Annotated in this window: 19 protein-coding genes; 12 read left to right on the top strand and 7 right to left on the bottom strand. The window is 48.3% G+C overall.

What is annotated here, in order from left to right; translation table 25 throughout:
• Window positions 1-68 precede the first annotated feature (68 nt).
• A complete protein-coding gene (locus WC777_00840; protein ID MFA6023751.1) occupies window positions 69-2,837 on the top strand; it encodes a transglycosylase SLT domain-containing protein in 2,769 nt (922 codons plus the stop codon).
• Window positions 2,838-2,841: 4 nt separating this feature from the next.
• Here the strand turns inward: WC777_00840 and WC777_00835 are convergent, their stop codons facing one another.
• From WC777_00835 to tsaD, 5 genes are all read right to left on the bottom strand, one after another.
• A complete protein-coding gene (locus WC777_00835) occupies window positions 2,842-3,057 on the bottom strand; it encodes a hypothetical protein (GenBank protein MFA6023750.1) in 216 nt (71 codons plus the stop codon).
• A gap of 9 nt (window positions 3,058-3,066) precedes the next feature.
• On the bottom strand, window positions 3,067-4,374 hold the full coding sequence (locus WC777_00830) for an S-layer homology domain-containing protein (GenBank protein MFA6023749.1): 1,308 nt from the start codon (window positions 4,372-4,374) through the stop codon (window positions 3,067-3,069).
• A gap of 42 nt (window positions 4,375-4,416) precedes the next feature.
• Window positions 4,417-5,763: a histidine--tRNA ligase gene (gene hisS / locus WC777_00825; protein ID MFA6023748.1), complete on the bottom strand. Its 1,347-nt coding sequence runs from the start codon at window positions 5,761-5,763 to the stop codon at window positions 4,417-4,419.
• Window positions 5,764-5,830: 67 nt separating this feature from the next.
• Window positions 5,831-6,211: a hypothetical protein gene (locus tag WC777_00820; protein ID MFA6023747.1), complete on the bottom strand. Its 381-nt coding sequence runs from the start codon at window positions 6,209-6,211 to the stop codon at window positions 5,831-5,833.
• A 24-nt stretch (window positions 6,212-6,235) separates the two neighbouring features.
• Entirely contained in the window at window positions 6,236-7,333 is a 1,098-nt protein-coding gene (tsaD, locus tag WC777_00815) for a tRNA (adenosine(37)-N6)-threonylcarbamoyltransferase complex transferase subunit TsaD (GenBank protein MFA6023746.1), read from the bottom strand.
• A gap of 321 nt (window positions 7,334-7,654) precedes the next feature.
• Between tsaD and WC777_00810 the strand changes: the two genes are divergently transcribed.
• Window positions 7,655-9,010 (top strand): CCA tRNA nucleotidyltransferase, encoded by a 1,356-nt coding sequence (locus WC777_00810; GenBank protein MFA6023745.1) that lies wholly within the window; start codon window positions 7,655-7,657, stop codon window positions 9,008-9,010.
• 19 nt (window positions 9,011-9,029) lie between these two features.
• Complete coding sequence (locus WC777_00805) at window positions 9,030-9,794, top strand: hypothetical protein (protein MFA6023744.1); 765 nt, start codon at window positions 9,030-9,032, stop codon at window positions 9,792-9,794.
• Here the strand turns inward: WC777_00805 and rlmD are convergent.
• Window positions 9,780-11,159 (bottom strand): 23S rRNA (uracil(1939)-C(5))-methyltransferase RlmD, encoded by a 1,380-nt coding sequence (gene rlmD, locus WC777_00800; GenBank protein ID MFA6023743.1) that lies wholly within the window; start codon window positions 11,157-11,159, stop codon window positions 9,780-9,782. The genes WC777_00805 and rlmD overlap by 15 nt on opposite strands.
• An 81-nt stretch (window positions 11,160-11,240) precedes the next feature.
• On the opposite strand from rlmD, the gene WC777_00795 reads away from it, so the two are divergent.
• The 5 genes from WC777_00795 to WC777_00775 all read left to right on the top strand — a co-directional run bounded on the left by WC777_00795 (window position 11,241) and on the right by WC777_00775 (window position 16,717).
• Window positions 11,241-12,134 carry a hypothetical protein gene (locus tag WC777_00795; GenBank protein ID MFA6023742.1) on the top strand — a complete coding sequence of 298 codons (894 nt, stop codon included), beginning with the start codon at window positions 11,241-11,243 and terminating at the stop codon, window positions 12,132-12,134.
• Window positions 12,135-12,601: 467 nt separating this feature from the next.
• On the top strand, window positions 12,602-13,759 hold the full coding sequence (locus WC777_00790; protein MFA6023741.1) for a CapA family protein: 1,158 nt from the start codon (window positions 12,602-12,604) through the stop codon (window positions 13,757-13,759).
• A 752-nt stretch (window positions 13,760-14,511) separates the two neighbouring features.
• Window positions 14,512-15,915, top strand: a complete 1,404-nt coding sequence (locus WC777_00785; protein ID MFA6023740.1) for an MBL fold metallo-hydrolase — start codon at window positions 14,512-14,514, stop codon at window positions 15,913-15,915.
• Window positions 15,916-16,060: 145 nt separating this feature from the next.
• On the top strand, window positions 16,061-16,483 hold the full coding sequence (locus WC777_00780) for a hypothetical protein (GenBank protein MFA6023739.1): 423 nt from the start codon (window positions 16,061-16,063) through the stop codon (window positions 16,481-16,483).
• Between the two features lie 27 nt (window positions 16,484-16,510).
• Window positions 16,511-16,717 (top strand): hypothetical protein, encoded by a 207-nt coding sequence (locus WC777_00775; GenBank protein MFA6023738.1) that lies wholly within the window; start codon window positions 16,511-16,513, stop codon window positions 16,715-16,717.
• A gap of 407 nt (window positions 16,718-17,124) precedes the next feature.
• On the opposite strand, the gene WC777_00770 is transcribed toward WC777_00775, so the two are convergent.
• Window positions 17,125-18,042 carry a DUF475 domain-containing protein gene (locus WC777_00770; GenBank protein ID MFA6023737.1) on the bottom strand — a complete coding sequence of 306 codons (918 nt, stop codon included), beginning with the start codon at window positions 18,040-18,042 and terminating at the stop codon, window positions 17,125-17,127.
• A gap of 73 nt (window positions 18,043-18,115) precedes the next feature.
• Here WC777_00770 and WC777_00765 point away from each other — a divergent pair, with 73 nt between their 5' ends.
• From WC777_00765 to WC777_00750, 4 genes are all read left to right on the top strand, one after another.
• Entirely contained in the window at window positions 18,116-18,994 is an 879-nt protein-coding gene (locus tag WC777_00765) for a DMT family transporter (GenBank protein MFA6023736.1), read from the top strand.
• 96 nt (window positions 18,995-19,090) lie between these two features.
• Window positions 19,091-20,578: a hypothetical protein gene (locus WC777_00760; GenBank protein ID MFA6023735.1), complete on the top strand. Its 1,488-nt coding sequence runs from the start codon at window positions 19,091-19,093 to the stop codon at window positions 20,576-20,578.
• A gap of 84 nt (window positions 20,579-20,662) precedes the next feature.
• Entirely contained in the window at window positions 20,663-22,321 is a 1,659-nt protein-coding gene (locus WC777_00755; GenBank protein MFA6023734.1) for a hypothetical protein, read from the top strand.
• 98 nt (window positions 22,322-22,419) lie between these two features.
• A complete protein-coding gene (locus WC777_00750) occupies window positions 22,420-22,980 on the top strand; it encodes an NUDIX hydrolase (GenBank protein MFA6023733.1) in 561 nt (186 codons plus the stop codon).
• Window position 22,981: the final 1 nt, after the last annotated feature.

The following is a 22,981-nucleotide window of genomic DNA, read 5'->3' as shown; positions in this document are numbered from 1 at the left end:
AGGTCAAGTATATGGCATGTTGACGCACCCCATAAAGCATGAGATAATAATCTAATATAAAAATAGTAATGACGGAAAACTCAGACAAAACCCCTCCGGGAAAAGAGAGTAAAGAAGAAGGACTTGTGAATCCATATGAGCCTCTTAAGCCACTTCCTAAGGAAATTGGTGGAAGTGTCGGAGACTATGCAGCTTCCGTGGCAGCCATACTTGGAGCGGTTGGAACTTTGCTGAGCAATGTACCGGGGGATGAACAAGGATTTAAACCAAAACCGTCTCCAGAAGAAACTCCGAAAGAAACGCCGCAAGAACCAATGGACCGGGCTTCCACTGAAAGTGGTCCTCTGGAGGATGAGACTGGAGAAGAGGGGCTCGAACGGAGGCATTCCATCGTTGGAGAAATTGTAAGATCACAAAACTATGGAGATGGAGTGACTACCCAAGAAAATTTGGACCATTTGGTGGAGATGTTTAAAGGGGTTTTTCGTGCAAGACAGGGGAGAGTGTATTACTACGGAGCCAAGGGAGAACTGTTTCTATCGGATGAGGTACCTGCAAACTGGTTTGTAGCCGTCGAAACAGGTAAGACGAAACAGGTCAAAAAAACAACGGGAAAAGGAAGACATAAAAAAACGAAACTTGTTGAGGTGCCTATTATGTTGGAAGCCATGACGGCTGAGGAAAAAACAGCTTGGCATAATGAACACCGAACCCAGATTCCCACCAAGAACGGGGAGAAACATCTTGCTAGGGATGCAAGAGATCTTGGATATCCTTTTGTAGCTACGCCGGTCTTGCCGGGTGTGGAGCCGGGTTCCAACGAAGGCCAATCACTCATTGAGGTGGTCTTATCCCGATTGAATTCGCAAGTAGTCGACCCGGGGAGAGGCACCAACGAGGGACCTCGTCACCTGGAAGGGGAAAAGATGCGGCTCTACGATGCTATTTTAAAGATGGCCGACGCCTATGATATTCCCCATGCCGTCGCCCTGGGTATCGCTGCAAATGAAAGTGGATACGATCGAAATGCGGTATCCTCGGCCAATGCGTACGGAATTTTTCAAATTCAAAAAGGAGCTTACGAAGATGCAAAACGCTATGCGGACAAACATCCGGAATTTTCCGGAAGAGTTCGCAAAGGGGCCTTGCTAGGATTCAAAGAGGATTTTCATAGAGTGACTGAATGGAAAAACCGCCTGGTTCAGGCGGAAATGTTTTGTGCCTATTTCAGGGTGATTCAAGGTCAACTCGAAGAAGATGTCTTGGCTCTTGAAACTCGCCTACTCGAATTGGATCCCATGTATTCTATGGGAACTTTGAATGTAATAGCGGCTATCACTGCATACAACGCCGGTCCGACCCGTATCAAAAAAACCATTCGAAGTTTTTTACGGTTGAATGACGACGAGATTAAAGAAATGATAGGAAGATCTCCTTACGGAATGGATGTTTGGCAGGCGGTGCTCGCGAATTCCTTTGGGCGCTTGATTAAAAATAAAAGAACCGGAAAAGAAGGGACAACAGGAGTGGGTCCGCATGTTTTCACCTATGCTTCTAAAGTTTTGGCCATGGGTTCACTCATCGTGGAAGAAGAAAATGTCTTGGGGCTTTTGGCCAAACATGGACAAAAGCAATATCAGCCTCCCGCTAGTACGGTAAAAGAAGAACCTGTTTATGTAGAACAATCCAAAGGGAAAAGTAGGCTACCCCTCGTGGGTGCCGCTTTACTCTCCATACTGGGAGCTTTGGTCTCCGCTAAACAGGCGCGCAAAGGTTTAAAAGGGCAAGGGATGAATCGTCGTAGCTTTGTTCAAGGGGCGGCCGCTCTGATAGGGCTCGGAGTACCTGCAGCAAGACTCCTTGGAGGCCCCTCCCAAGATTCTAAGGAGGAAGAAAGAGTGAGTTCAGGTGAAATGTCTTATGAAACATATCCGGAAGCGATTGAGCAGGGGAAACGACAATTGAATAAGCTCTTTGTGGAGTTAAAAGAAAGTCAACAATACAGATTGGTCACAGAAGAAACCAATCGGCTGTCCAACAATGTAACGGCTGAACGGGTGGATGAACTCAAGCCTTTGATTCAAGAAGTGTTTGGAAAAGATTGGAACACCTATCTTGTTCCCAATTCCTCCAATGTTTTACCTGCTTTGCCCGCCGACTTTTTTGCTGATGAAGCAGCGGCTCAGGATGAATATCTGAAGAATGGAATAGCCTCTGGCGAGATCATTCCGCTAGAAGCGGATAACCCCAATTTGCCCTACTTCTGTCAGGGGCTGGGGAGTGAAAGCGGAATTAAGAATAATCCGGAAGTTATGTATGTCCATAAAGAATTTTTACCTATATTGGGAACTTTGGTGGTTTTGGTAAACCATCAAATCGATGCCTTCAATGAAGATCCACAGTCCTTTGGTATGCAAGACGAAACTTTCCCGAAAATCCCTCATATCACTGGGATAAAACTGTCGGGAGGATACAGGCGTTTGAAAGATAGATATGCTAAATCAACCAAAAGTTTCTCAGATCACTGGATGGCAACCGCTCTCGACATGATTTCACAAGGCCCTACTGAGGGGACCGGTGTGGTCAGATTCAAAGAAGCTTTGGTCCAAGGGGGGACTGTTTTAGTCCCGGCAGGAGGCAAGCTTCCTGCTCAGCGACGATGCAATAAGACACGAGATATCGTACTGACCATGGTTAAGCGTGCACTCTTTGTCCTTGAAGATGTTTTGAAGGCTAATCCTGGCCTTCCTCAAATCCTCCCACGGTACGAAGGGGCGGGAGCCGCACACAACTGGCATGTAGCCATGGTCCCATCCAGGATTGCTCATCCCGAATAGTGGCTTACCGGGAAGGGATCAAATCATCGGGAATTTCGCTGGGACCCGGAGAGTCGGGGATTTCCTCATCTTCCACCGCCTCTTCTTCATTCTCTTCAAGAGTTCTGAAATATTCTTCAAGATCATTCGCTTCCCTTTCAAACTCTTCCATATCAGTTTCCGTGGAAGCACAGCCCGTAAGCAAAAGGGCGAACAAGCCAAGACTCAAAAGAATTTTCATAAAAAAAGGTTAAAAAGCAGTGGTCTCGCCCTCTTGAAGATCTAAGATGACATCAAAAGAGCGCTCGTATTTTACCGTGACATTGGCGCTCGGGGAATAGTAATAATCCACCGGTCCGGTTCCCACGCCAATCGTATCCGTTTCGATCAATTCCCAGTCCGCCAAAAGCTCCATCATTTCTGTCCCCACACCATCTGTTTGAATGGCCTCGCGCAGCTCGGCCACCGTCTCTTCAATCGTCAGCTCGGAAGTGGTGCTGCTGTCGTATTCGATGCTCGCCACCATCGCTTCAAAAAACCACTCCATATAGGCGCTATAGGCTCCGTCTCCTCGTAAAGCCACCGCATGCAAAAGAGTGTTGTTCTCCAGAACAATATACCATTCGCGATAATAAAGGCCCTCGTTATGGTAAACCACCAAGACCTCCGCACCATTCATGGTGGTTATTTCTGTGTCCCATGAACTATTGCTGGCAATACTGGCAAACAAGTTGGCGGCACTGGCACCTTCCGAGTTGGCGTAACGAGTCAAAAGTAAAGATCCACCATTTTCATAAGGGGTGAGCAAACTCATCTGATCGTGCTCGCGGTCAAGTAGAAAGACAGCCCCCACGCCTTCCTGTTTGTAGCCCCAAGAAAAAGGAACTTTCATGGTGATGTCCACAGTGGGGAAGTCCCGCCTGAGCCAGTTTCGGGCTTCATCAAAGGCCTGCCCTTCGGCCTCTACAATTTGTAAACGATAGACCATTTCCGCCAAATTGGCGCGAGTGATGGCGTCTTCAGGATGCCAAAGCCCATCCGTTTGCGGAGGCTGAATATTCCAAGTTTTTGCATAAGTCGCGTAGTTGCTAAACCACGCGTCTAGAGGAGTGTCGGCAAAAGCCGCATTGGCTCCGCCGCTCACCGATATCTCCGCCGCCTCCAGCAGCATCTTCATCGCCTCTGCCCGATTCACCGTCTGCTCCGGTTTAAAGGAACCATCGTCGTACCCTTGAATAATCCCCAAACTCACCCCCGTGCTGATGTAATCAAAAAACCAATCTTCCTCTTCCACATCATTGAATAAAATCCCCGTGTTGCTCTCACCGCTCACTTCCACACCGGCTCCCAGCAAAATAATTTTCAAAGCTTCCGCTCGATTCACCTCATTCGCGGGCCCAAACGACCCATCACTGTAGCCCTCCAAAACCCCCTGGGAAACCAAACTCGTGATGGCGGCATAATGCGTGTGAGCACTGCTCACATCACTAAAATCCGCAGACGCAGCGTTGACAAAGACCGTCAATGAAAGAACAAACGAGGCGAGGAGTCTTTTCATGGTTTGATTGTAGCGGATTTGGCACTCGTCGTCCACAACAACTTAAAACGAAATCTCTCCCGGGCTGTAGGTGTCCAAGTTCTTTTCTCCGATGAGTTTCACGACTTCGTCCACAACTTCATCCATGGGCACAGCGCGTTGCTGGCCTTTGGACATGTCGCGCACAATAATCACTTTTTCGCGCACCTCGGTGGCACCCAAAATCAAACAGTAAGGCACCTTGAATTTGTCGGCCAAACGCATTTGCGCCTTCATGCTGCCTTTCCCCAGCGCGCCCACCGTTCGCACTCCTCGTTCTCGCAGTTCATCGATCAAAAGGAGACATTTTTTCTTCGCTTCATCGCCAAGTTGCGCCACAAAAATATGAACCTCATCTTTGGAAGGCACTTTCACACTGGCTGCCTTCATGTGCATGATGAGCCGATCGATTCCAATGGCAAAACCAACCGCCGGAGTGGGTTCTCCACCCATCTGCTCCACCAAACCATCGTAACGGCCGCCACCGCCCACGGCATTTTGCCCGTGCGTTTCCTTGTCCCAGAATTCAAACACCGTTTGGGTGTAATAATCGAGCCCGCGCACCAACTTGTCGTTTTCGGTGTATTCAATCCCAATTTCTGTTAAAAATTCCTTCACACTGTTGTGGAAAGCGGTGTCTTCATCGCTGCGGTATTGGTCAAATTTAGGGGCCAGCTGCGCCAAAATCACGCAGTCTTCCACCTTACAATCCAGCAAGCGCAGAGGATTTGTATTCAGTCTTCTTTGGCAGTCTTCACACAGATTTCTTTCCTTACCGGTGTAGTAATTCACCAAGGCCTCTTTGTATTTGGCGCGACTTTTTTGTGAGCCGATATTGTTGAGCTGCAACGAAAATCGGTCCGCCACCCCAAGGTCCTTAAAGAACTTCCACGCCAAGAAAATACACTGCACATCCAGTGCGGGGTCGCTTTCTCCAATAATCTCCACGCCAATTTGCCAGAACATACGGTAGCGCCCCTTTTGAGGACGATCGTAGCGGAAGTGAGGTTCAATGTAATAGAGCTCAACCGGTTGTGGCCATTCTTTCATCCCGTGTTGAAGATAAGAGCGCACGGCACCCGCGGTCCCCTCCGGCTTCAAGGTCAAACTGCGCCCGCTTCGGTCCGTGAAGGTGTACATTTCTTTGGAAACAATGTCCGTGTCTTCTCCAATGGAGCGATCAAAAACCTCCGTGTACTCCAAAATAGGAGTCGTGATGCGTCTAAAACCCGCTTGCCTACACCGATGCCTCACCACTTTTTTGATGAAGGTAAAATATTCATGATCCTTTGGCAAAATATCATGAATACCTTGAGGAGTTTGAAGCTTCTGCGTCTTGCCCCCCTGTTCATTGGTGGTTTCGTCGGTCATAAAAATTTAAGGAGTCAAAAGATTACCTAAAATTCTACCAGAATTTCAGATTAGAGCAAGTTTAATTTTAGAAATGCCAAGGTCCGGCATAAACCTCCGGCTCCGGAGCTTGCCTCTCTGGAGCTCGAGGCAAAGGGGTCCACACTGGCTCTTCGTCATCTATATCCGGTTTATCATCACCAGGGATTTCTTCGGGGCCACCATTCTCATCCACAAGAGGAAGGTCCCAAACTCCCGTAGCAGGCATCGCTTGAGAGGCATCAAAATCATCCCATTCATCTCTAGTTGGAAACCTATAGTCAGGCTTAGGCCTCTTCTTTTTAAGGGGATTCCCCAAGGGGCCTATATCTAATTCATCTTCCACACCGGGAAGCAAAGGTATTTTGCTCGGATCGGGAAGTCTCTTGATAATCTCTCCAGGATCTCCAAGCGGAAATTCTCTAGGCATGTCTAAAAGTTAAAGTCGCCTCCACTATAAAACAAAGACCACGCTTTGTAAAGTCGAGGCGCAGGAATAGGAAGATCACGAGGAAGTAAGACTTGGCCTAGCGGCCCGGAGCGCTCTGAGAGAGCTTCCTATTCCTGCGCCTCGCATCAATCAGCCTCGCATGAAAGTGGCGGCCGCTGCGATCATGGCGGCGTTGTCGGTGCAATAGCTCATGCGCTTGGGGTGGCGAAAAAGCGGCGCTTCGTCAAGTTTAGCCAATTCCATCTCAATGCGCTGGCGCAAAAACGAATTGGCCGAAACCCCACCCGTCAGGTGCACTTCTTTCACTTTATGCGTTTCCAACGCGCGCATCAGCTTGAGGACCAGGGCCTCTGTCGCGGCACTCTGGAAACTCGCCGCCGTGTCATTGATAAAGGCTTCATCAGCCATCTTGTCCTCATTTTCCTGCAAATAATAAAGCACCGCCGTTTTGAGCCCGGAAAAACTGAAATTGTTTTCTCGTGGTAGACCGATGGGAAAGGGGACGGCCTTCGCGTTGCCGAGTTTTGCCCGTTTTTCGATGATGGGCCCGCCCGGATAGCCGAGCCCCAGCAGCCGCGCCACTTTGTCGAAAGCCTCACCCGCGGCATCATCCACGGTCTCCGCCAACAGCGTAAACTGCCCCGGACCGCTCAGTAAAACCAGTTCATTATGCCCGCCAGAAACCGTGAGCACCAAAATAGGATACTCGGGGAGGGGTTCCGTAAGGTCCTCGCCCAGCAGCCAAGTGGAATACATATGGCCATGAATATGATTCACCTCAATCAGGGGCTTATCCAAGGCAAAAGCCAGCGCTGCCGCCGTTACGCGCCCCACCACCAGCGAGCCGATCAGCCCCGGTTCTTTGGTCACCGCAATCGCGTCGACTGCGCTCCAATCCACACCCGCCTCCGCAAGCGCTTGCCGCAAAACCGGAATCATCGCTGTAATGTGCTCGCGCGCCGCCACCTCCGGCACCACACCCCCGGTTTCGGTGTGCTTGGCAATCTGGGAAGCAATCACATTGGAAAGCACCTCCCGACCACCACGCACCACGGCCACAGAGGTTTCATCACACGAAGTTTCTAGTGAAAGAATCAACATAATTTGTATTTTATCATAGTCATGGTAAAGTGATTCATTAATTTTTAAAAACATTACTTTATGAGAATTCCCGAAGGAGGTTCTACCGCAAGAGACATGGTCAAACAGGTACTTAAACAACTGGGAAGAGGGAGTGCCCACCATCCCGTACCCAATAGAGTAGTAGGATTAATAACTTGTGCAAGGGGTGCAATCGACCAAATCGTCTCAGTGCTGGAGGATCCAGACTGGGCAGACCCGACTCACAGGATAAATCCATAAGAAAGAATTCCTCCTCTTATTTGGGCTCAACTGGCGACATTTTTTGGATAGGGTGTTATCATGGATGCTGCCATGCACCAAACCGCCACACAAATCGTAAAGACTCTGCAAGACGCCGGATATAAGGCGTATTTTGCGGGAGGTTGCGTGCGGGATATGCTGCTCAAAAAAGAGCCCAAGGATTATGACATCGCCACCAGCGCGCTGCCCGACGAAATTGAAAAATCATTCAAAGAGACCTACGCGGTGGGGAAGAGTTTTGGCGTGATTCATGTGGTGGAAAACGGTCATACTTTTGAAATCGCCACCTTTCGCAGCGACTCCGGGTATTCCGATGGCCGCCGCCCGGATGCCGTGCTTTTCACCCATGCGGAGGAGGATGCCAAGCGCCGCGACTTCACCATCAATGGACTTTTTTATGATCCTGTCACCAAAGAAGTTCACGATTTTGTCGGTGGCCAAGACGACCTCAGCAATCGCCTCATTCGATTCATTGGAGACCCGCATCAACGCATTTTGGAAGATCATTTGCGCATCATTCGCGCCATTCGTTTTAAGAACACACTCAATTTTGGCTACCATCCGGACACCTACGCCGCCCTGCGCAAACACGCGCAACTCGCCGACAAAGTGAGCTGGGAACGGGTGCGCGACGAGCTGAATAAAATCATTCTGGCGAAGAGTGCTCCGGTGGCCTTTGAAGACATGCAGGACACCGAAGTGCTGCCGTACATTTTGCCTGAACTGGAAGCGTGCAAAGGCTTGGCTCAACCCATGCAATTCCACCAAGAAGGCGATGTGTGGACGCATCTGATGCATGCCCTCGATTCGCTGCCCGAAGACGCCGGACTTCTGGCCCACTGGGCCGTGATTTTTCACGACATCGGCAAGCCCGAAACTTTTAAAATTGCCGAGCGCATCCGCACCGATGGCCACGCCGAAGTCTCCGCCGAAATCGCCGAACGCATCATGCGCCGCCTGCGCTTTTCGCGCCACGACATTGAGCATGTTTCATGGGTGGTGAAACACCATTTCATGATGCAACAATTGCTGGACATGCCCATCGGCCGTCAGCGCCACTGGTTCCTCGACCCCCGTTTCCCGGACTTGCTTCTTTTATTTTACGCCGATGCAGCGGGCACCACGCCCGGCGACCTCAGCCTCTACCACAAAGTCAAAGCAGCGTATGCGGAATGCCTTTCCCACTTCAAAGAAAAACCCAAACCATTTTTAACAGGAGAAGAAATCATGGCCACCCTCGGCCTCAAAGCCGGCCCCCGTGTCGGCGAAATCCTGAGCGAACTCATGGAAAAACAACTGGAGCATGAAATTTCCAGCAAGATAGAAGCACTGGAATGGCTTAAGAAAGGGGAATCTTGACAACATAAAGCCCCTTGATTAAAGTATGACACTTAACTCGTAAATCCATTTCCTTATGAGTAACCCCGACATTCTTGAGAGGAAAGCACGGGATGCTGCTGTGGAACTGCTTCGGGAAGGACAAAGCTTATTAACTCGTGCTGACCTAGGGACTTCGGTAGGCTACGGTCATACAGCACAACTGAAAGCATTTGCTAAAGAGGAGCGCTTCCATAGTTCCGTTGAAGCTGCATTGAGTGATGGTAGGGGGCGAGCCAAAGGTCATCAGACAATTTCACCAGAGACTGGTCCCGTTGGCTTAACTGATCCACAGCGAGGGAGTCTACAGCAAGTACTTCAAACCCTACATCATCATTCAGTTGCAACTAGGATGTATGTGGACCCCGACAGCTCTTTTGAGGCACCTGTGCGCCCAACCAAGTTTGCTGAAGTATCTAATACTGAGGGTGCTCCTTTGTATCAGGCCTTTGGTGCCCTTGATGGGGATAACTATATGTTAATCCTCACAACCTGCCCTCCTCATTCTGTGAGTGAGTTTGGGTTGCCAGGTTCAACTTATAGCTTTGTTTCATTAGTATGCTTTAACTACCCTGAGCTAACAGTAAGTACTGGTTGGGGACAAGGGACAGGAAGATTTGGTCATGCGCGTAGAAGGCTCATAGTTAAAGGAGATCAGGTTATGGTAGCTGATGGGTGGGTACACATCTTTTCTGGTGACAGACCAGTAGGAAAAGCGTGTGCGAACCTTGAAGCTGGTTTCCAAACCCTCGTTAGTAATGTAAAAGCTTTAACTGGAGTGAAAGAGCTACTGACTGTCTAATACAGCGATGCACTCAATATGATGCGTCTGGGGGAACATGTCCACGGGCTGGATGCTCGCCACCGTGTAGCCTTTTTCGGCAAAGAGTTTGAGGTCTCGTGCGAGCGTGCTGGGGTTGCAAGAAACATAGACGATTTTGTTTGCGCGGAAGGCCGCCACTTTTTCTACGGTATCGCCTTCGAGGCCGGCGCGGGGCGGATCCACAATCACGATGTCGGGCTTTGCCACACTACTTTTGCCGAGTTCTTCCAATCGTTGTTCCACGCCGCCGAGGTAAAAACTTACATTGCTGATCTTGTTCCGTTGCGCGTTGCCCCGCGCGCTTTCCACGGCGGATTCATTGATTTCGATGCCCACCACCTGCTTGGCCTTGTGCGCGCAAAAAAGTCCAATGGTTCCGGTGCCGCAGTACAAATCAAAGACCACTTCTTCACCCGTGAGGCCCGCCGCCAAAAGCACTTGAGAGTACAGCACTTCCGCTTGTTTGGTGTTGGTTTGGAAGAAGGCTTGGGGGAGGATATCAAATTCCAATTGCACACCGGTTTCCAGCATCAGTGTTTCCGTTAAGCTCGCTTTCCCCGCCAGCAAATTTTCCTCAATCCAGGTGGGTTGCCCCGGCACTTGGTACACACTATTCCAGTACACGGAGCTGATGCGAGGGTCGTTCTCAAACAAAGCGACAAAGCCATCTTTATGATCGAACACACCGGTGGAAGTCGTCAAAATCACCATCACTTCGCCTGTATTTTTCCCCTCGCGCACCGTGAGCGTTCGCAGCAAGCCTTCGTGTGTTTTGGAATTGTAAACGGGGATCTTGTGCTCGTTGGCAAAGTCTCGCACTTTTTTCGCAATCTCCGCCAAAAGTTCCGACTGCAAAAAGCATTCTTCTAAATCAAAAACTTCATAATGATAGCCGGGGGGATAAAAACCAAGCATCGCCTCTCCGCTCGCCGAAAGTCCAAATGAAAGCTCCATTTTATTGCGATAAAACCACGGCTCCACACACGGAATCAGCGGCTTCACCAAGGAAACCGGAAGCCCGCCAATGCGTGAAACGGCATCCTTCACTTGTTGCTCTTTTTCATCGCATTGCTTGGCATAATCCAAAAACTGCCATTTGCAGCCGCCACACACGGAAAAATGTTTGCAGCGAGGTTCAATGCGCAGCGCAGAAGGCTGTAAAACCTTCAAAAGTTTGGCCTCCCCATAACTGCTTTTTGCCTTGGTCATTCGCGCCAAAACGGAATCCCCGGGCGCCACGCTGTCCACAAAAACCTTGTATCCCTCCACCTGTCCAATGCCATTTCCACCATAAACAAGCGCATCAATTTTGAGTTCCAGCTCTTGGTTCTTTTTAGGTTTCACAAGCCAAATTTTAGCAATTTGTGTAAGAAAATCCTAGCCCAGTCGTCATATCCCTCGCAAGACACTTAACTTATCTACAACATGACATGGGAACTATGGGAAGATGACATTGATCTTCCAGAATCAGAATCGGACATGCCAGACTTCGACCTAGAAGAGGAAGCCGAGGATGGGCTCAGCACACTCACACCCACGGATGTGATGGGGATTGCCTCTGCCTCAGACGCACCTATACCTAAATATGTAAAATCTGCGGAAGAAACTAATGCAGAGAGCACCTGGTTTAAGGAAGAAGAGGAAATAACGGAAGCCGCTTGGTTTGCCGAAGGGGAAAAGATGGAAACCTCGGCACCAAAGACCTCTTGGCTCAGCAAAATCACAAGCAAAGTGCAAAATGCGGTGAAAAGAGTGATGAGTGTTGTGGGAGAAGTGCTGGATAAAAGCACAACTCCCGTACTTGGGGCCGCCGGACTCGCGACGATTGCAGTTTTGGGAACAGGAATTCAAGATTTCAATACAGAATCAAGCTCTAGTGCAGTGGCTTCCACCAGTGTGGAAACACCCTCAGTTGCTGCTCCAGAACTTTTCAAAACACCCGTGCTTTCTTCCACTGCACCTGCAAACGAACCTGCAAAAACATTGTGGGAAACGCAGTCGGACGCAAAAAGTGTGAAGGATCTTCTCACAGATAAGCATGCGGAAATCATGCAGGCGGCCGGAGGATCCAATGCGGAATATTTATACAGTGCCGAGGCTTACCAATCCTTTGTGTCTCATCTGCCTCCGTCCAATTTCTTCCAAGAAATTCTCAATCACCCCGAAGTGCAAAAAGCCCAAAACATCGGGCAAATGGTAAACTTGGTGGATGAAAATTTTGGTTCAGACGCTGCAGACCGTATTGAGGCGAATGCGGCGGCCATGCATTTGAGCGCGGAGGCCATTGCTCAGCTTTCCCAAGAAGGAAGCCTGCGCTAAACTGGGGAAGTGAAAATTCAAATTCTTCAAGTGGCCAAAACGCGGGACATGCATTTGTCTGCTTTGGAAGCAGAGTATGAAAAACGCTTGCAAGCCTTTGCAAAGCTGGAAAACACGGTGCTGCAGGCCAGCAAGCATGATGACCGCTCCCGAGTGCAAAAGGAAGAGAGCGACCTTTTCCTACAAAAGCTCAACAAAGATGCACGCATCATTGCGCTGGACGAACGAGGAAAAGAAATGAGCACCGAGGAGTTTGCCGAACTCTTACGGAAAGAACGGGATTTTGGAGCAGGCCACATTCAATTTCTCATCGGAGGCTCGCACGGCCTCCACCCGGCCGTGCTCGCCGCAGCACAAGAACAGCTCGCGCTTTCAAAAATGACCTTCACGCACGAAATGGTAAGAGTATTTTTAAAAGAGCAACTCTACCGCGCCTTCACCATTCTCGCCGGTAAAAAATATCACAAATGAAAATGCCCACTCTCACTCCCCTCCAAAAAAACGCCGTCCACATCGGCTTGGCCTTGCTCCTCACGGCGGTCAGTCTGCTCGCGTCTTCCTCTTCAAAAATGCTCACGGCACAGGCGCGTTTTCTTGAAGAATTGTGGACAAAAAAAGAGGGCTCCGAAGAAATCACCATGCTTTTTACGGGGGACATCATGCTCGACCGTTACATCAAAACTTTACGACAACAGCGAGAGGAACCGTTTCCATTTTCGCACATGCCGGAGCTCATCACCGCCGTGCAAAGCGCATTGGAGGCCTCTGAGCTGGATCTCATCATTGGGAATCTCGAAGGCCCAATCACCGACTCCGCCTATGTGAACAACGGAACCGCCATGGTTTTCAATTTTGAGCCCGGCGTCACCACTCTACTCAAAAACGCGGGCTTCACCACCTTCAGCATGGCCAACAACCACACCTTGGATATGGGCAAAGACGGCATTCGGCAAACCCACGATTATTTGGCTGCAGCCGGAATGCAAGGTTTTGGTCATCCCGACACTCCCAACGGCGACTACAGTTTCATCACCTATGATTTTGCAGGCACCACCGTTGGATTCCTGGGGCTCAACGATGCCGTGATTCGCCTCGACACCGATGCCGCCGTTGCAAAAATAAAAGAAGTCGACCCGCTCGTGGATCACTTGATCATTGGGGTCCACTGGGGCTTTGAATACGAACCCACCGCTCGCGAATCCGTGGTAAACAAGGCCCACGCTTTTGTTGATGCCGGCGCCGATTTTATTTGGGGGCATCATCCTCATGTGGTCCAAAATTCGGAGGTCTACAACGGCGTGCCCATTTACTATTCTTTGGGCAATTTTGTTTTCGACCAATACTGGTCACCCGAAACTCAAATCGGCCTCGTCCTCGGCGTCAAAATCAAAGAAGGCATCCTCACCGTGACGGAGCACACCGTAGACCTTGTGGATGGAGGCGAACCGAAACTAAGAGTGGAGGAGTGAAGTTTTAATTTCCTCTCAGGGAAAGCACCACTTGACCGTTCATCACCTCCATCGTGCATTGCAACTGTGCCGCCCCTCTCCAGAGTCGCTCAAGGCTGTATTCATAGAAATCAATGCTTCTTATTTGACCAATTGCAGAGGAAAGCAAATCAATAAGCGCCCGATTCTTATTCGGGGAACCGGAAAACGCATAAGCTCTATTGGGAATCACCTCCTGCTCACTAAATCCTGCGATTTTGAGTTGAGCTCGTATCCCACCAACAAAGAAACTCTGGTGTTCTGAACTGGAGACACGCAGCTTGATCCCATTAGTGGTTCTTTCAATCCCATCGGCCAAAACCATCCGTTCTACAAGAGCTTGAGCAGAGTCGTGAGGGATTGCTGAGGCCGAACGCTCAATCAGTCTATACAAATCCTCCCCAAATAGAGCCCCGGCCCAGGCACCAGAATAAGGCTCAGCCTTTGGGCGTTCCCGTCGTGCTCCCCAAATGGGGAAACACTCTTGTCTAATCCAGTCAGGAAATCCGGCCACACTTGCTTCATCAGGGAAATGCAGAAAAAAGATTCCATCCGTTCCATTGGGCGCAGGAAGCGCTACCCGTCGTGGGGGAGGACCTGGCAAATCCACAGCAGGACCGTGCACTCCCTCTACAACTTTTAGAGGCCGCACGCCATCTTGTAAGATCGCTTCAGTCAATTGACTCACGGGTAAGGCCAAAAGCTCAGGCCTAGGGACATGGAGAGCCGTATCTCCGGGGCCAAGGACCGGTTTGGCGTGCACCTTTCTCGTAAGAGGGAGCACCACCTTGTCTAAAGTATTTTCTATCGCCATGGTTTATGAGGAAGAAGGAATTGCTGAAATGCTCACCAAGTGCTATACTGTAATGAACATTTGACACAATTTCAATATGAAGCTCCACTTCCACGGCGCAGATCGAGAGGTTACAGGTTCAAGGCACCTCTTGGAGGTGAACGGGAAAAAGATATTGCTCGATTGCGGAATGTTTCAGGGAAGACGAAATGAGGAACGCGAAAAGAACAAAAATTTTGGTTTCAAGGCGGAAGAGGTGGATGCCGTGATTCTTTCTCATGCGCACATCGACCATTCGGGGAATCTGCCCAACCTGGTGAAACAAGGATTCAATGGGCCTATTTATTGCACCAAACCCACCGTGGATCTCATGGCTTACATGCTTCGCGATTCCGCCTTTATTCAGGAAAGGGAAGTGGAGTACCTCAACGAAAAGAAACAAGCTTCCGGTGAAACGCTCATCGAGCCGATCTACACCAGTGAAGATGTGGAAAAAACGCTGCCCATGGCCAAGGGAGTGGACTACGACACCTGCATGAATCTTTTTGGCGATCCGGACATTATGCTGTGTTTCCGTGAAGCCGGACACATTTTAGGCTCCGCCATCACTATCCTCACCATCAAAGATCACGACGATGGCAAGGTGAAGCGCTTGGTCTTTACGGGCGATTTGGGGCGCCGAAACATGCCACTCATTCGCAATCCGTACCAGGTAGAGGAGGCTGAAATCATGATCATGGAATCCACTTATGGGAACCGTCTTCACGAATCCATTTTGGAGGCGGAAGGTAAACTTGCGGAAATTGTAAAAAACACCGCGGCGCGGGGAGGCAAAATCCTCATCCCGGCCTTTTCACTCGGTCGTACACAAGAAATCGTTTACGAGCTGCACAAGCTTGTGGATGAAGGGAAAATCCCTCTACTCCCGATTTATGTGGATTCTCCGCTCTCCGTGAATCTCACGGAAGTGTTCCGAAACAACCTCGGCGTGCTCGACGAAGAGACGCAGAAACTTTTTCTCAACGATAAAGACGATCCATTCAATTTTGCTCAACTCCATTACATACAATCCGTGGAGGAATCCAAAGCACTCAACGAACACAATGGGCCCTGCATCATCATTTCCTCTTCAGGAATGTGTGAACACGGACGCATTTTGCATCATCTCAAAAACTCCATCGAAGATCACCGCAACACTCTCATTATTGTGGGTTTCCAAGCACAAAACACCCTGGGGCGAAAACTTATTGAAAAAATGAATCCCGTAAACATCTTTGGAAAGCCCTACGCGGTGAAAATGGAAATCAAAATCATGAACGCCTACTCCGCCCACGCGGATCGCAGCGACTTGCTCGATTACGCCACCAAAGTGGGAGGGCTTCAAAAACTCATCCTCGTTCACGGGGAAGACCAAGCCTGCGAAGACTTAAAAACCGCCATGCTGCAAAACGGCATCAAGGAAGTTTTGGTCCCGAGCCTTGGAGAATCCGTTGAGCTTTAAGCAATCCGATGATGGTCAGGCCATCTTGGATTTCGCCTTTCTCAACAGCCAATAAAGCCGTCTCAAGCGGAAGCCATTTCACGGCAAGCTCTTCGTCCGGCATGGGGGCATTTGCTCCAACCGTCAAATTTTGCGCTAAAAATAAATGCGTGGTGTGGGCCAATTTGGAACCATCCATGTGGAGAGCTCCAAGCGCCGTCCACTCCAAAGCCTGCACGCCAGCCTCTTCCAAAAGCTCGCGTTTTGCATTCTCCAAAGGGCTTTCACCCCGCTCCGCCATGCCCGCGGGAACTTCCCAATGGTAGTCTTGAACGGGGTAACGCCACTGCCCGACCAATGCAACTTCACCCTTTTCATTGAGGGCCACAATGCCGCTGCTGCCATCTGTTTCAAGATAGCTGTAATCTTTTTTAAGGCCCTTCATAAGCACCTCATCTTTGTAGGAACGAACGAACGGCCGTTCATGCAAAAGCTCGTGCGAAAGCACCGTGTAGGGATTGGATCCTTTGGGAAGTATCATGGGGAGAGTTTAACACCGGGGGTTCACATCCGCAAAAAAAGATATTAAACTGAAAGTGCTTTTAACAAATCAACAATGAAAGATACGCAGAAAGCATGGGAAGAAGGGGAAGGTCAGATCGCTCAACCCGCCCGCCCACTTCGAGGCTTGGGAGTTCAAAAGCCCGCGCCAAGAAGGTCCGATTGGGTGGATCATCCCGGTATGGGGCTGGATGCCTCCACCGAAACCCCGGAAGAGGTGCAAGCGGGCATCACAGCAAAGTTAAAGGTCGCACAAGAATAAATCTTCATCATCATTGCCTCTTGCAAAAACTTGCAAATCGTGATACAATAACATGATGTCCTTTGAAAAATCGCGTGAAACTTATGGCACAGAAGGTACTCCTTCCTCGGGATGACAGAATCTATTTTCTGACTTTCTGCGCCCTAAGTTTCTAATCGCCAAGTAAGCCTGGATGGACGGACACTTCCCAAAGTTCCGTTGGCCACTATCACCTCGTTCTGCAGTGGGTTTAGTACTCAGAAAGAAGGAATAGACAGATACCTTTTTCTGGCCGGTCTTTCCCTCGGGAAACGATCAACAGATTAAGTAAAAGCTCAGTTACAGCAATGTTCTGCACCTTTACTCCAAGCTCTCACCTGATGCTGAACGACGATTGGAAACATTTAGGGCGACTTTTGTTTTTCAACCTAAAGCACGCCCAGTGCTTTTTTGGATTTGAGGAAGAAAAAGAGAATCACCACAGTGGTCGTCACGGGGGAGACCCATTCGGGAATGTGAGCCCCAAAACTGTGCGCGAGCATCACAGTTCCCAAGATTAAAATGGAATACATGGCGCCATTTTTGAGGTAGGCGTATTTTTTAATGTTCTCAATATTCCCAACCGTGAGCTGCCTCACCACAATGGCGCCAAGTCCATTTCCAAGCAAAATCAAAGGCACGGAAAGCGTGAAGGCAAAGGCTCCCAAAACTCCATCAATCGAGAAGGTGGAATCGATCACTTCCAGGTACAAAATCTTACTGATGTCCGAGAGGCCGCCTTTTTTGAGCATATCCGCCTCGGCTTTTTCGGCGTTCTCTTTAAACCCATGCGTGATGAAGAAAGCGGTTGAGCCCACCACAGCACCAAATGCCATCGTGGGATTGATTTTTATGCTGAACCAAACAACAGCCGCCAGCAAAATAGAGACCACGGCGTAAAACCAAACACCTTGGGAGTGGAAGAACTTTTCCCCGCGAAGCCCATAGTTTTTGGGTTCCAAGAACAGCCAATGGAAAAACAAAAAGATCAAAAACACACCTCCTCCGTTGAGCAGAATAGGGGCGCTGGATTCAATGGCCTCGATCACGGCAGGATCACTGCTGAAAGTGGCCGTCAGTGAGCCTATAAATCCAAGCTCCGGCGCCGTAAAGAACACAATCAACCAGGGCAAAAGCCCACGAACCACGAACACCGCAAACAAAATCCCCCAGAGCAAAAACCATCGGCGCGCCTTGGGACTCATGGTGTTGAGCACCTCCGCGTTAATAATGGCATTGTCGATGGAACTCACTGTTTCAAACAAACAGAGTCCCCCAACAATCATGAGCATCGAAATCCAGTCCATGGAGGCATCTTAGTGAAGACCTCACCAGTTTTCAAGGGCTTCACTACGGCAGTAAAAGTACTATAATCGGTGCATGGTCAAGAAATCCAAGCTCGCTTATATTTACACGGTTCTCGCTATTTTGCTGTGGGGTTCCACAGCTTCCGTAAGCAAGCTCATACTTCAGGACATTTCAAGTATTCAGCTCATCTTTTACAGTTTCCCATTCACTATTGTGGGGCTTTTTTTAATCATGCTGTTTCAGGGCAAATTAAAGGATCTCACCACCTACAAAAAACAAGACATATGGAAACTTGCAGGAATGGGCTTTTTGGGGTGCTTTTTGTATTATGTGTTTTTATTTGGAGCCATTGAAAGAACCTCGGCACAAGAGGCCTTTGTGGTGAACTATCTGTGGCCCGTAATGGTGGTTATTTTTGGAGTACTGCTTTTAAGAGAGAAGTTCACTGGGCGTACAGTCATTTCCATCCTGCTTTCTTTTATTGGAGTTGCAATCGTGGTTTCCAAGGGAGAATGGATGTCCTTGGACAACCTAAACCTCACGGCAATCCTTATGGCGGCTTCAGGAGCCATGGTTTACGGCCTTTTTTCGGTGCTTGGTAAAAAACTAAAATACGAAGTTTTCTCCTCCATGTTCTACTATTACCTTTTTGGTTTTATTTATGTTCTTTTGAGTGTCTTGTTCTTTTCAGAGATACCCAGCCTGGACATGAAGCAAGTGGCAGGATTGGCGTGGATTGGATTCTTCACCAACGGCCTGGCCTTTGTTTTTTGGTTCAAAGCCTTAGAGATTGGGGAAACGGCCAAGGTTTCGAATTTGGTCTTTTTAACGCCCTTTGCCTCCTTAATCTTCATCCATTTCCTTGTTGGAGAGCCGATCCTCATCTCTTCAATCATCGGGCTGGTGCTTATTGTGCTTGGGGTCCTGATCCAGAGCTACAAGAAGAGCTAGAAAACACTCGTTTGGGACGAGGGTGGAGTTTCAACATTTCCAGCCATAGGGGGCTTGACAAAATCAAGTTTTAGTATAGACTAGTTTCTAGTAACGATGGCAGGTCCCGACTCTGCATTGACCATTTACTCCAATCCAAAAATGTTAAAAGATCAAGCACCAGATACAGGGAAAAAAGGCGAGTGCGAATTAGCATTGTGGCATTGCGAAGAGATTAAAAAAGACCCCGGAAACTTTCTTACCTATTTTGCACGCACTCAGGAGTATACACGCCTTTTAGAGGATGAGGATTACAGAAAGATTATTGCTGATGCCTTGGACGCACTTCTAAGTGATCGTCAACGCAGTAAACTTTTGGTGGAGTCTGTTCAAAGGGCTTCTTATGCAATAAGAAGGGAACTGGCCAAGTACTTCCCTAACTTGAATAGTATCAGTGGGGAGGAGGAGGCTGTCTTCCCAAGCTACTTTACCAGTGAGTTGGAAAGACTTTCTACAGGTGACCCCTCACTTTCATATGATGAGTTGCTCGGATCTATTCTTATGTCCCGGTGCAATCTACAAGTGGGAGAGGCATGCATGAAAAAATTAGAGGGAAAGACACCTGAAATCTTGGGGGATAGGCCTGATCTGGTCTTTACTGACCGGCGTAAAATACGAGAATATTTTCCAGATTTTGACCTTCAAGCCTGGGAGCCCAGACTCATGGAGGACATAGAAAGTCATCCTGAAGTTGTTGAACGGATAGCTCATGCTATTCAGGGTAGGCCGTATAGGATTACACCTACTGAACAAGAAATGCTGGCTGAGTTGGAAAGTTTTTTCACTCTAGCTGAGCGCTATGAAAAGGAAGAAGTTGTTAGGGCTATGACCCGAGAAGCACTTATGAAGCGATTTAATGGTGAAATTGAGGGAGTGTCTAGATCAGTTCGCGACCAGGATATTAAAGCTCTGCACTCGACACCAACTATCTCCTTTTTCGTTGGAATAACCCTTCTTCTTAAACAGTTAGTGGATGAACAGGGATCAAGAGAAATCTCCTTACAAACAAAAGACGCTATCGCTTCCATTATAGACCGAATTGAAGCGGAGATGAGAGCCAAATTCCAAAAGATGAGTGGACGGGAAAGAGATAAAGATAGAAGTCGAGTAGGTCATTCAGAAAAACTCAAGCAATGGGCAGATATGTTCTTGGCTGATCCAATAGTCCGAGATTATTTGCTGGATAGGGAAGTGGCTATTCATAGGGATCCAGATTTGAAGCCACCCATTGTTTTGAATTTTAATCGTGTTGAGAATTTTTTGTCTTGGCTGAACGGGGGTAGGGATTGGAGTGACCGTGAGCTGGTATATCTTACTGAGGCCGTAACCGACGATCCACGGGTTATAGGCGCTGTACAAGGTCTCTTCCGTAATGCTGCCAGATCGACAGTTAACCCAGATCCCCGCATCGCAAGTCTTCGCGATCTTTTCCCGAGTATAGCTATAAAGGGGGACATCTGACCCAGATTACGGTCAAAAAGCTGATTTTGGAGATATTGGGATCTCGTTCTTTTGACCTGTAAACCTCTTGGAGCTGCACCATAGACGCTATTAGAACCTTTTTTGGAGACACGGGAGGATTGACATATCTAAATCTTATTGTTATACTAGCCAACCGTAGTCTAAATCATGAGTAAGTCTCAATCTGAACATACTGCATCCCCGCTCCGTGGAGCAGAGGAATCGACCTGGAGTACTCCCTATGGGTTTGGTGATCCAAAAGAGAAGGGAGGCCAGGATTTAGTAAATAACCCTGGGGAATTCACAAAGGTCTTTTTTGATATTTATGAACTGGGTCTCACATGGGAAGAAAAGGCTAGCTGTTTTATGGCACTCCACGAATATCTGACACCTGAAGCTATAAGAGGATTGAGCTTGAGAAACAGAATTATTTTAGCTAAGTACTATCCTGAAATATCTGAATGGGCAGGAGAGGATGATGAAAAACTAGCTGGGGTCAATCGAATAAAATCGCCCGAAAATTTTTCCGAAATATTGTGGTGGATGGCCGAGGAGTGCGGATGTTCACCCAAAGTGGCGCAGCAGGCTTTTGCTAGGTTAGCGGAACATATTCCACACTGCTTTCAAGGAGCACCTTATTTAGCCTGGGTTGAAAGAGAGAACATGAGCGAATTTTTTCCGGACATAGATAACAACTATTGGCTCAACGAGTTGCTGACAGCTGATAATTTAGCGAATCCTGAGATTGTAAAGCATTGTATCAAAGACACATTCCATAGATATTCCCATATGGATGGGGCATTGCTAGCGGAAGTTGAGGCACTTCAAGCTTTTCTAGATTTCGCTAGTACTAAAAACCTCAAGGATCAAGTGGTGGCCACCGCAAGCAATTTATTGAACCCACGATTCGAGGCCAGTCTCGAGAGATTCCGTAACATTACTAAACAACCCCTTAGTTACCCGGTACTTTCAACGACTGGCTCAGCAGTTCATGATTTAGCAGTCAATCTTGCTTCGCTTGAATTGTGTGAAACGCAAGACAAATCTGAAGCTAGGGCTCAATCCATCGCTGATGCTATCAGGACAGTTTTACTGGAGAGGATCAAGCAATATACAGAAGACCAGATATCAAGAGGGAAGAATCATCTTATTTTTGGAAGTGTAGTCTATGCAAGACAAGACATAGCCAGAGCCAGGTGGTACTTCAGGGAATATCCTTCCATACTCCAAGAACTTGATAGCGTAGGAACTCAATTAGAATCCTACTATTCTGAACTCTGGTCATCACGCGGACAAGATATAGCTAATGGTTTAGCTATAAGTCTGCCAAATTGGCGTCCAGCCTCAGAACTCGAACCCATTATACCAAGCGATCTGCCTGATTATCTGCAAAAGCGTTATGCTCGAATGATATTCGACCCTAACTATGCAGAATCCGTTCGTGGTAGAAGAATAGAGAATTGGGATGCCAATGAAATAGAAACCAACAATGAATTACGAGAGGCTTTAATGCTAGTGAGGCGAAGTATTGCATTGCAAGTTGGGGATGTAGATCCAGTAAGGTTTTTAACCACTAAACTACAAGAAAAATTTCCAAACGCAAACGCGCGTAGGGCGAATTTTCTTACAGGAGTTTCAAGTGCAATTCAAAGTGGATTTATTGTATTTGATGAAGAACATGGAGTCTTACAGTTGGGAAAAGATGCAGAAACTGGCCTCAATGAAATGGATATTATTTTTAGTTCAGACGGTTCCTCTCGGGTAAGACATTGGAAAGAAGGTTCTCCACCTGCTCTGTATTCTTGGTATTCAGGTAGTCTAATGTAAGCATAGACAAGCGCAAAAACAGTCCTGAAGAGGGTCTGGAAAGGATTGACAGGATCTAAATTAAGTGTCAAAATGCGAAACTATTTTTAAAGAAGGCAATGGCCATTGAGACCAAGGAAAACATATTGTGGGCACATGCAGAGGAAATTGAAGACCCTTTAACAGAATGGAAAAGGGTAAGAGAACTGTGGGTGGCCATGTGTGAAAGTGGAGCCAAGCCGGAGCTTATTGAAGTTGCAATAGGCATTATTCAGAATCCATTAGGGGAAAAGTTGCTTTTGAAAAGACCTAGCTTTGATAGATCATACCCAAACGAATGGTGTTTCCCAGGCGGGAGACGTGAGTTTCTGAGAATAGCTGGGAATATCGTTGGGAAAGAGCCATTAGATGTAACGGTGAGGAGAGAAACCTTTGAAGAAACCGCTCTCAACACGGTAGTAGCAAGGAAAATTGCCGTTAGGCGGGCGGTACAGGTTAAGAGGGGTCGACTTTATGTCGTTCATGGCTATCTGCTTGACGTAGAGGGTGATCCAAATGCGATCCAACTATCTAATGAGCATACAGAGTATAGATATTTTCCACGAGAGTCGGCTCCAGAAGGAATGGGTAGAGTAACTAGAGATATGTTTAGCTGGGAGCCCAGCGAATTAATTAAATAAC

The sequence above is a fragment of the Candidatus Gracilibacteria bacterium genome (assembly GCA_041661045.1).
Classification (GTDB): domain Bacteria; phylum Patescibacteriota; class Gracilibacteria; order UBA1369; family 2-02-FULL-48-14; genus 2-02-FULL-48-14.
Note: the sequence above shows the minus strand (reverse complement) of the source record. Positions and strands in the feature narration are given on the sequence as shown.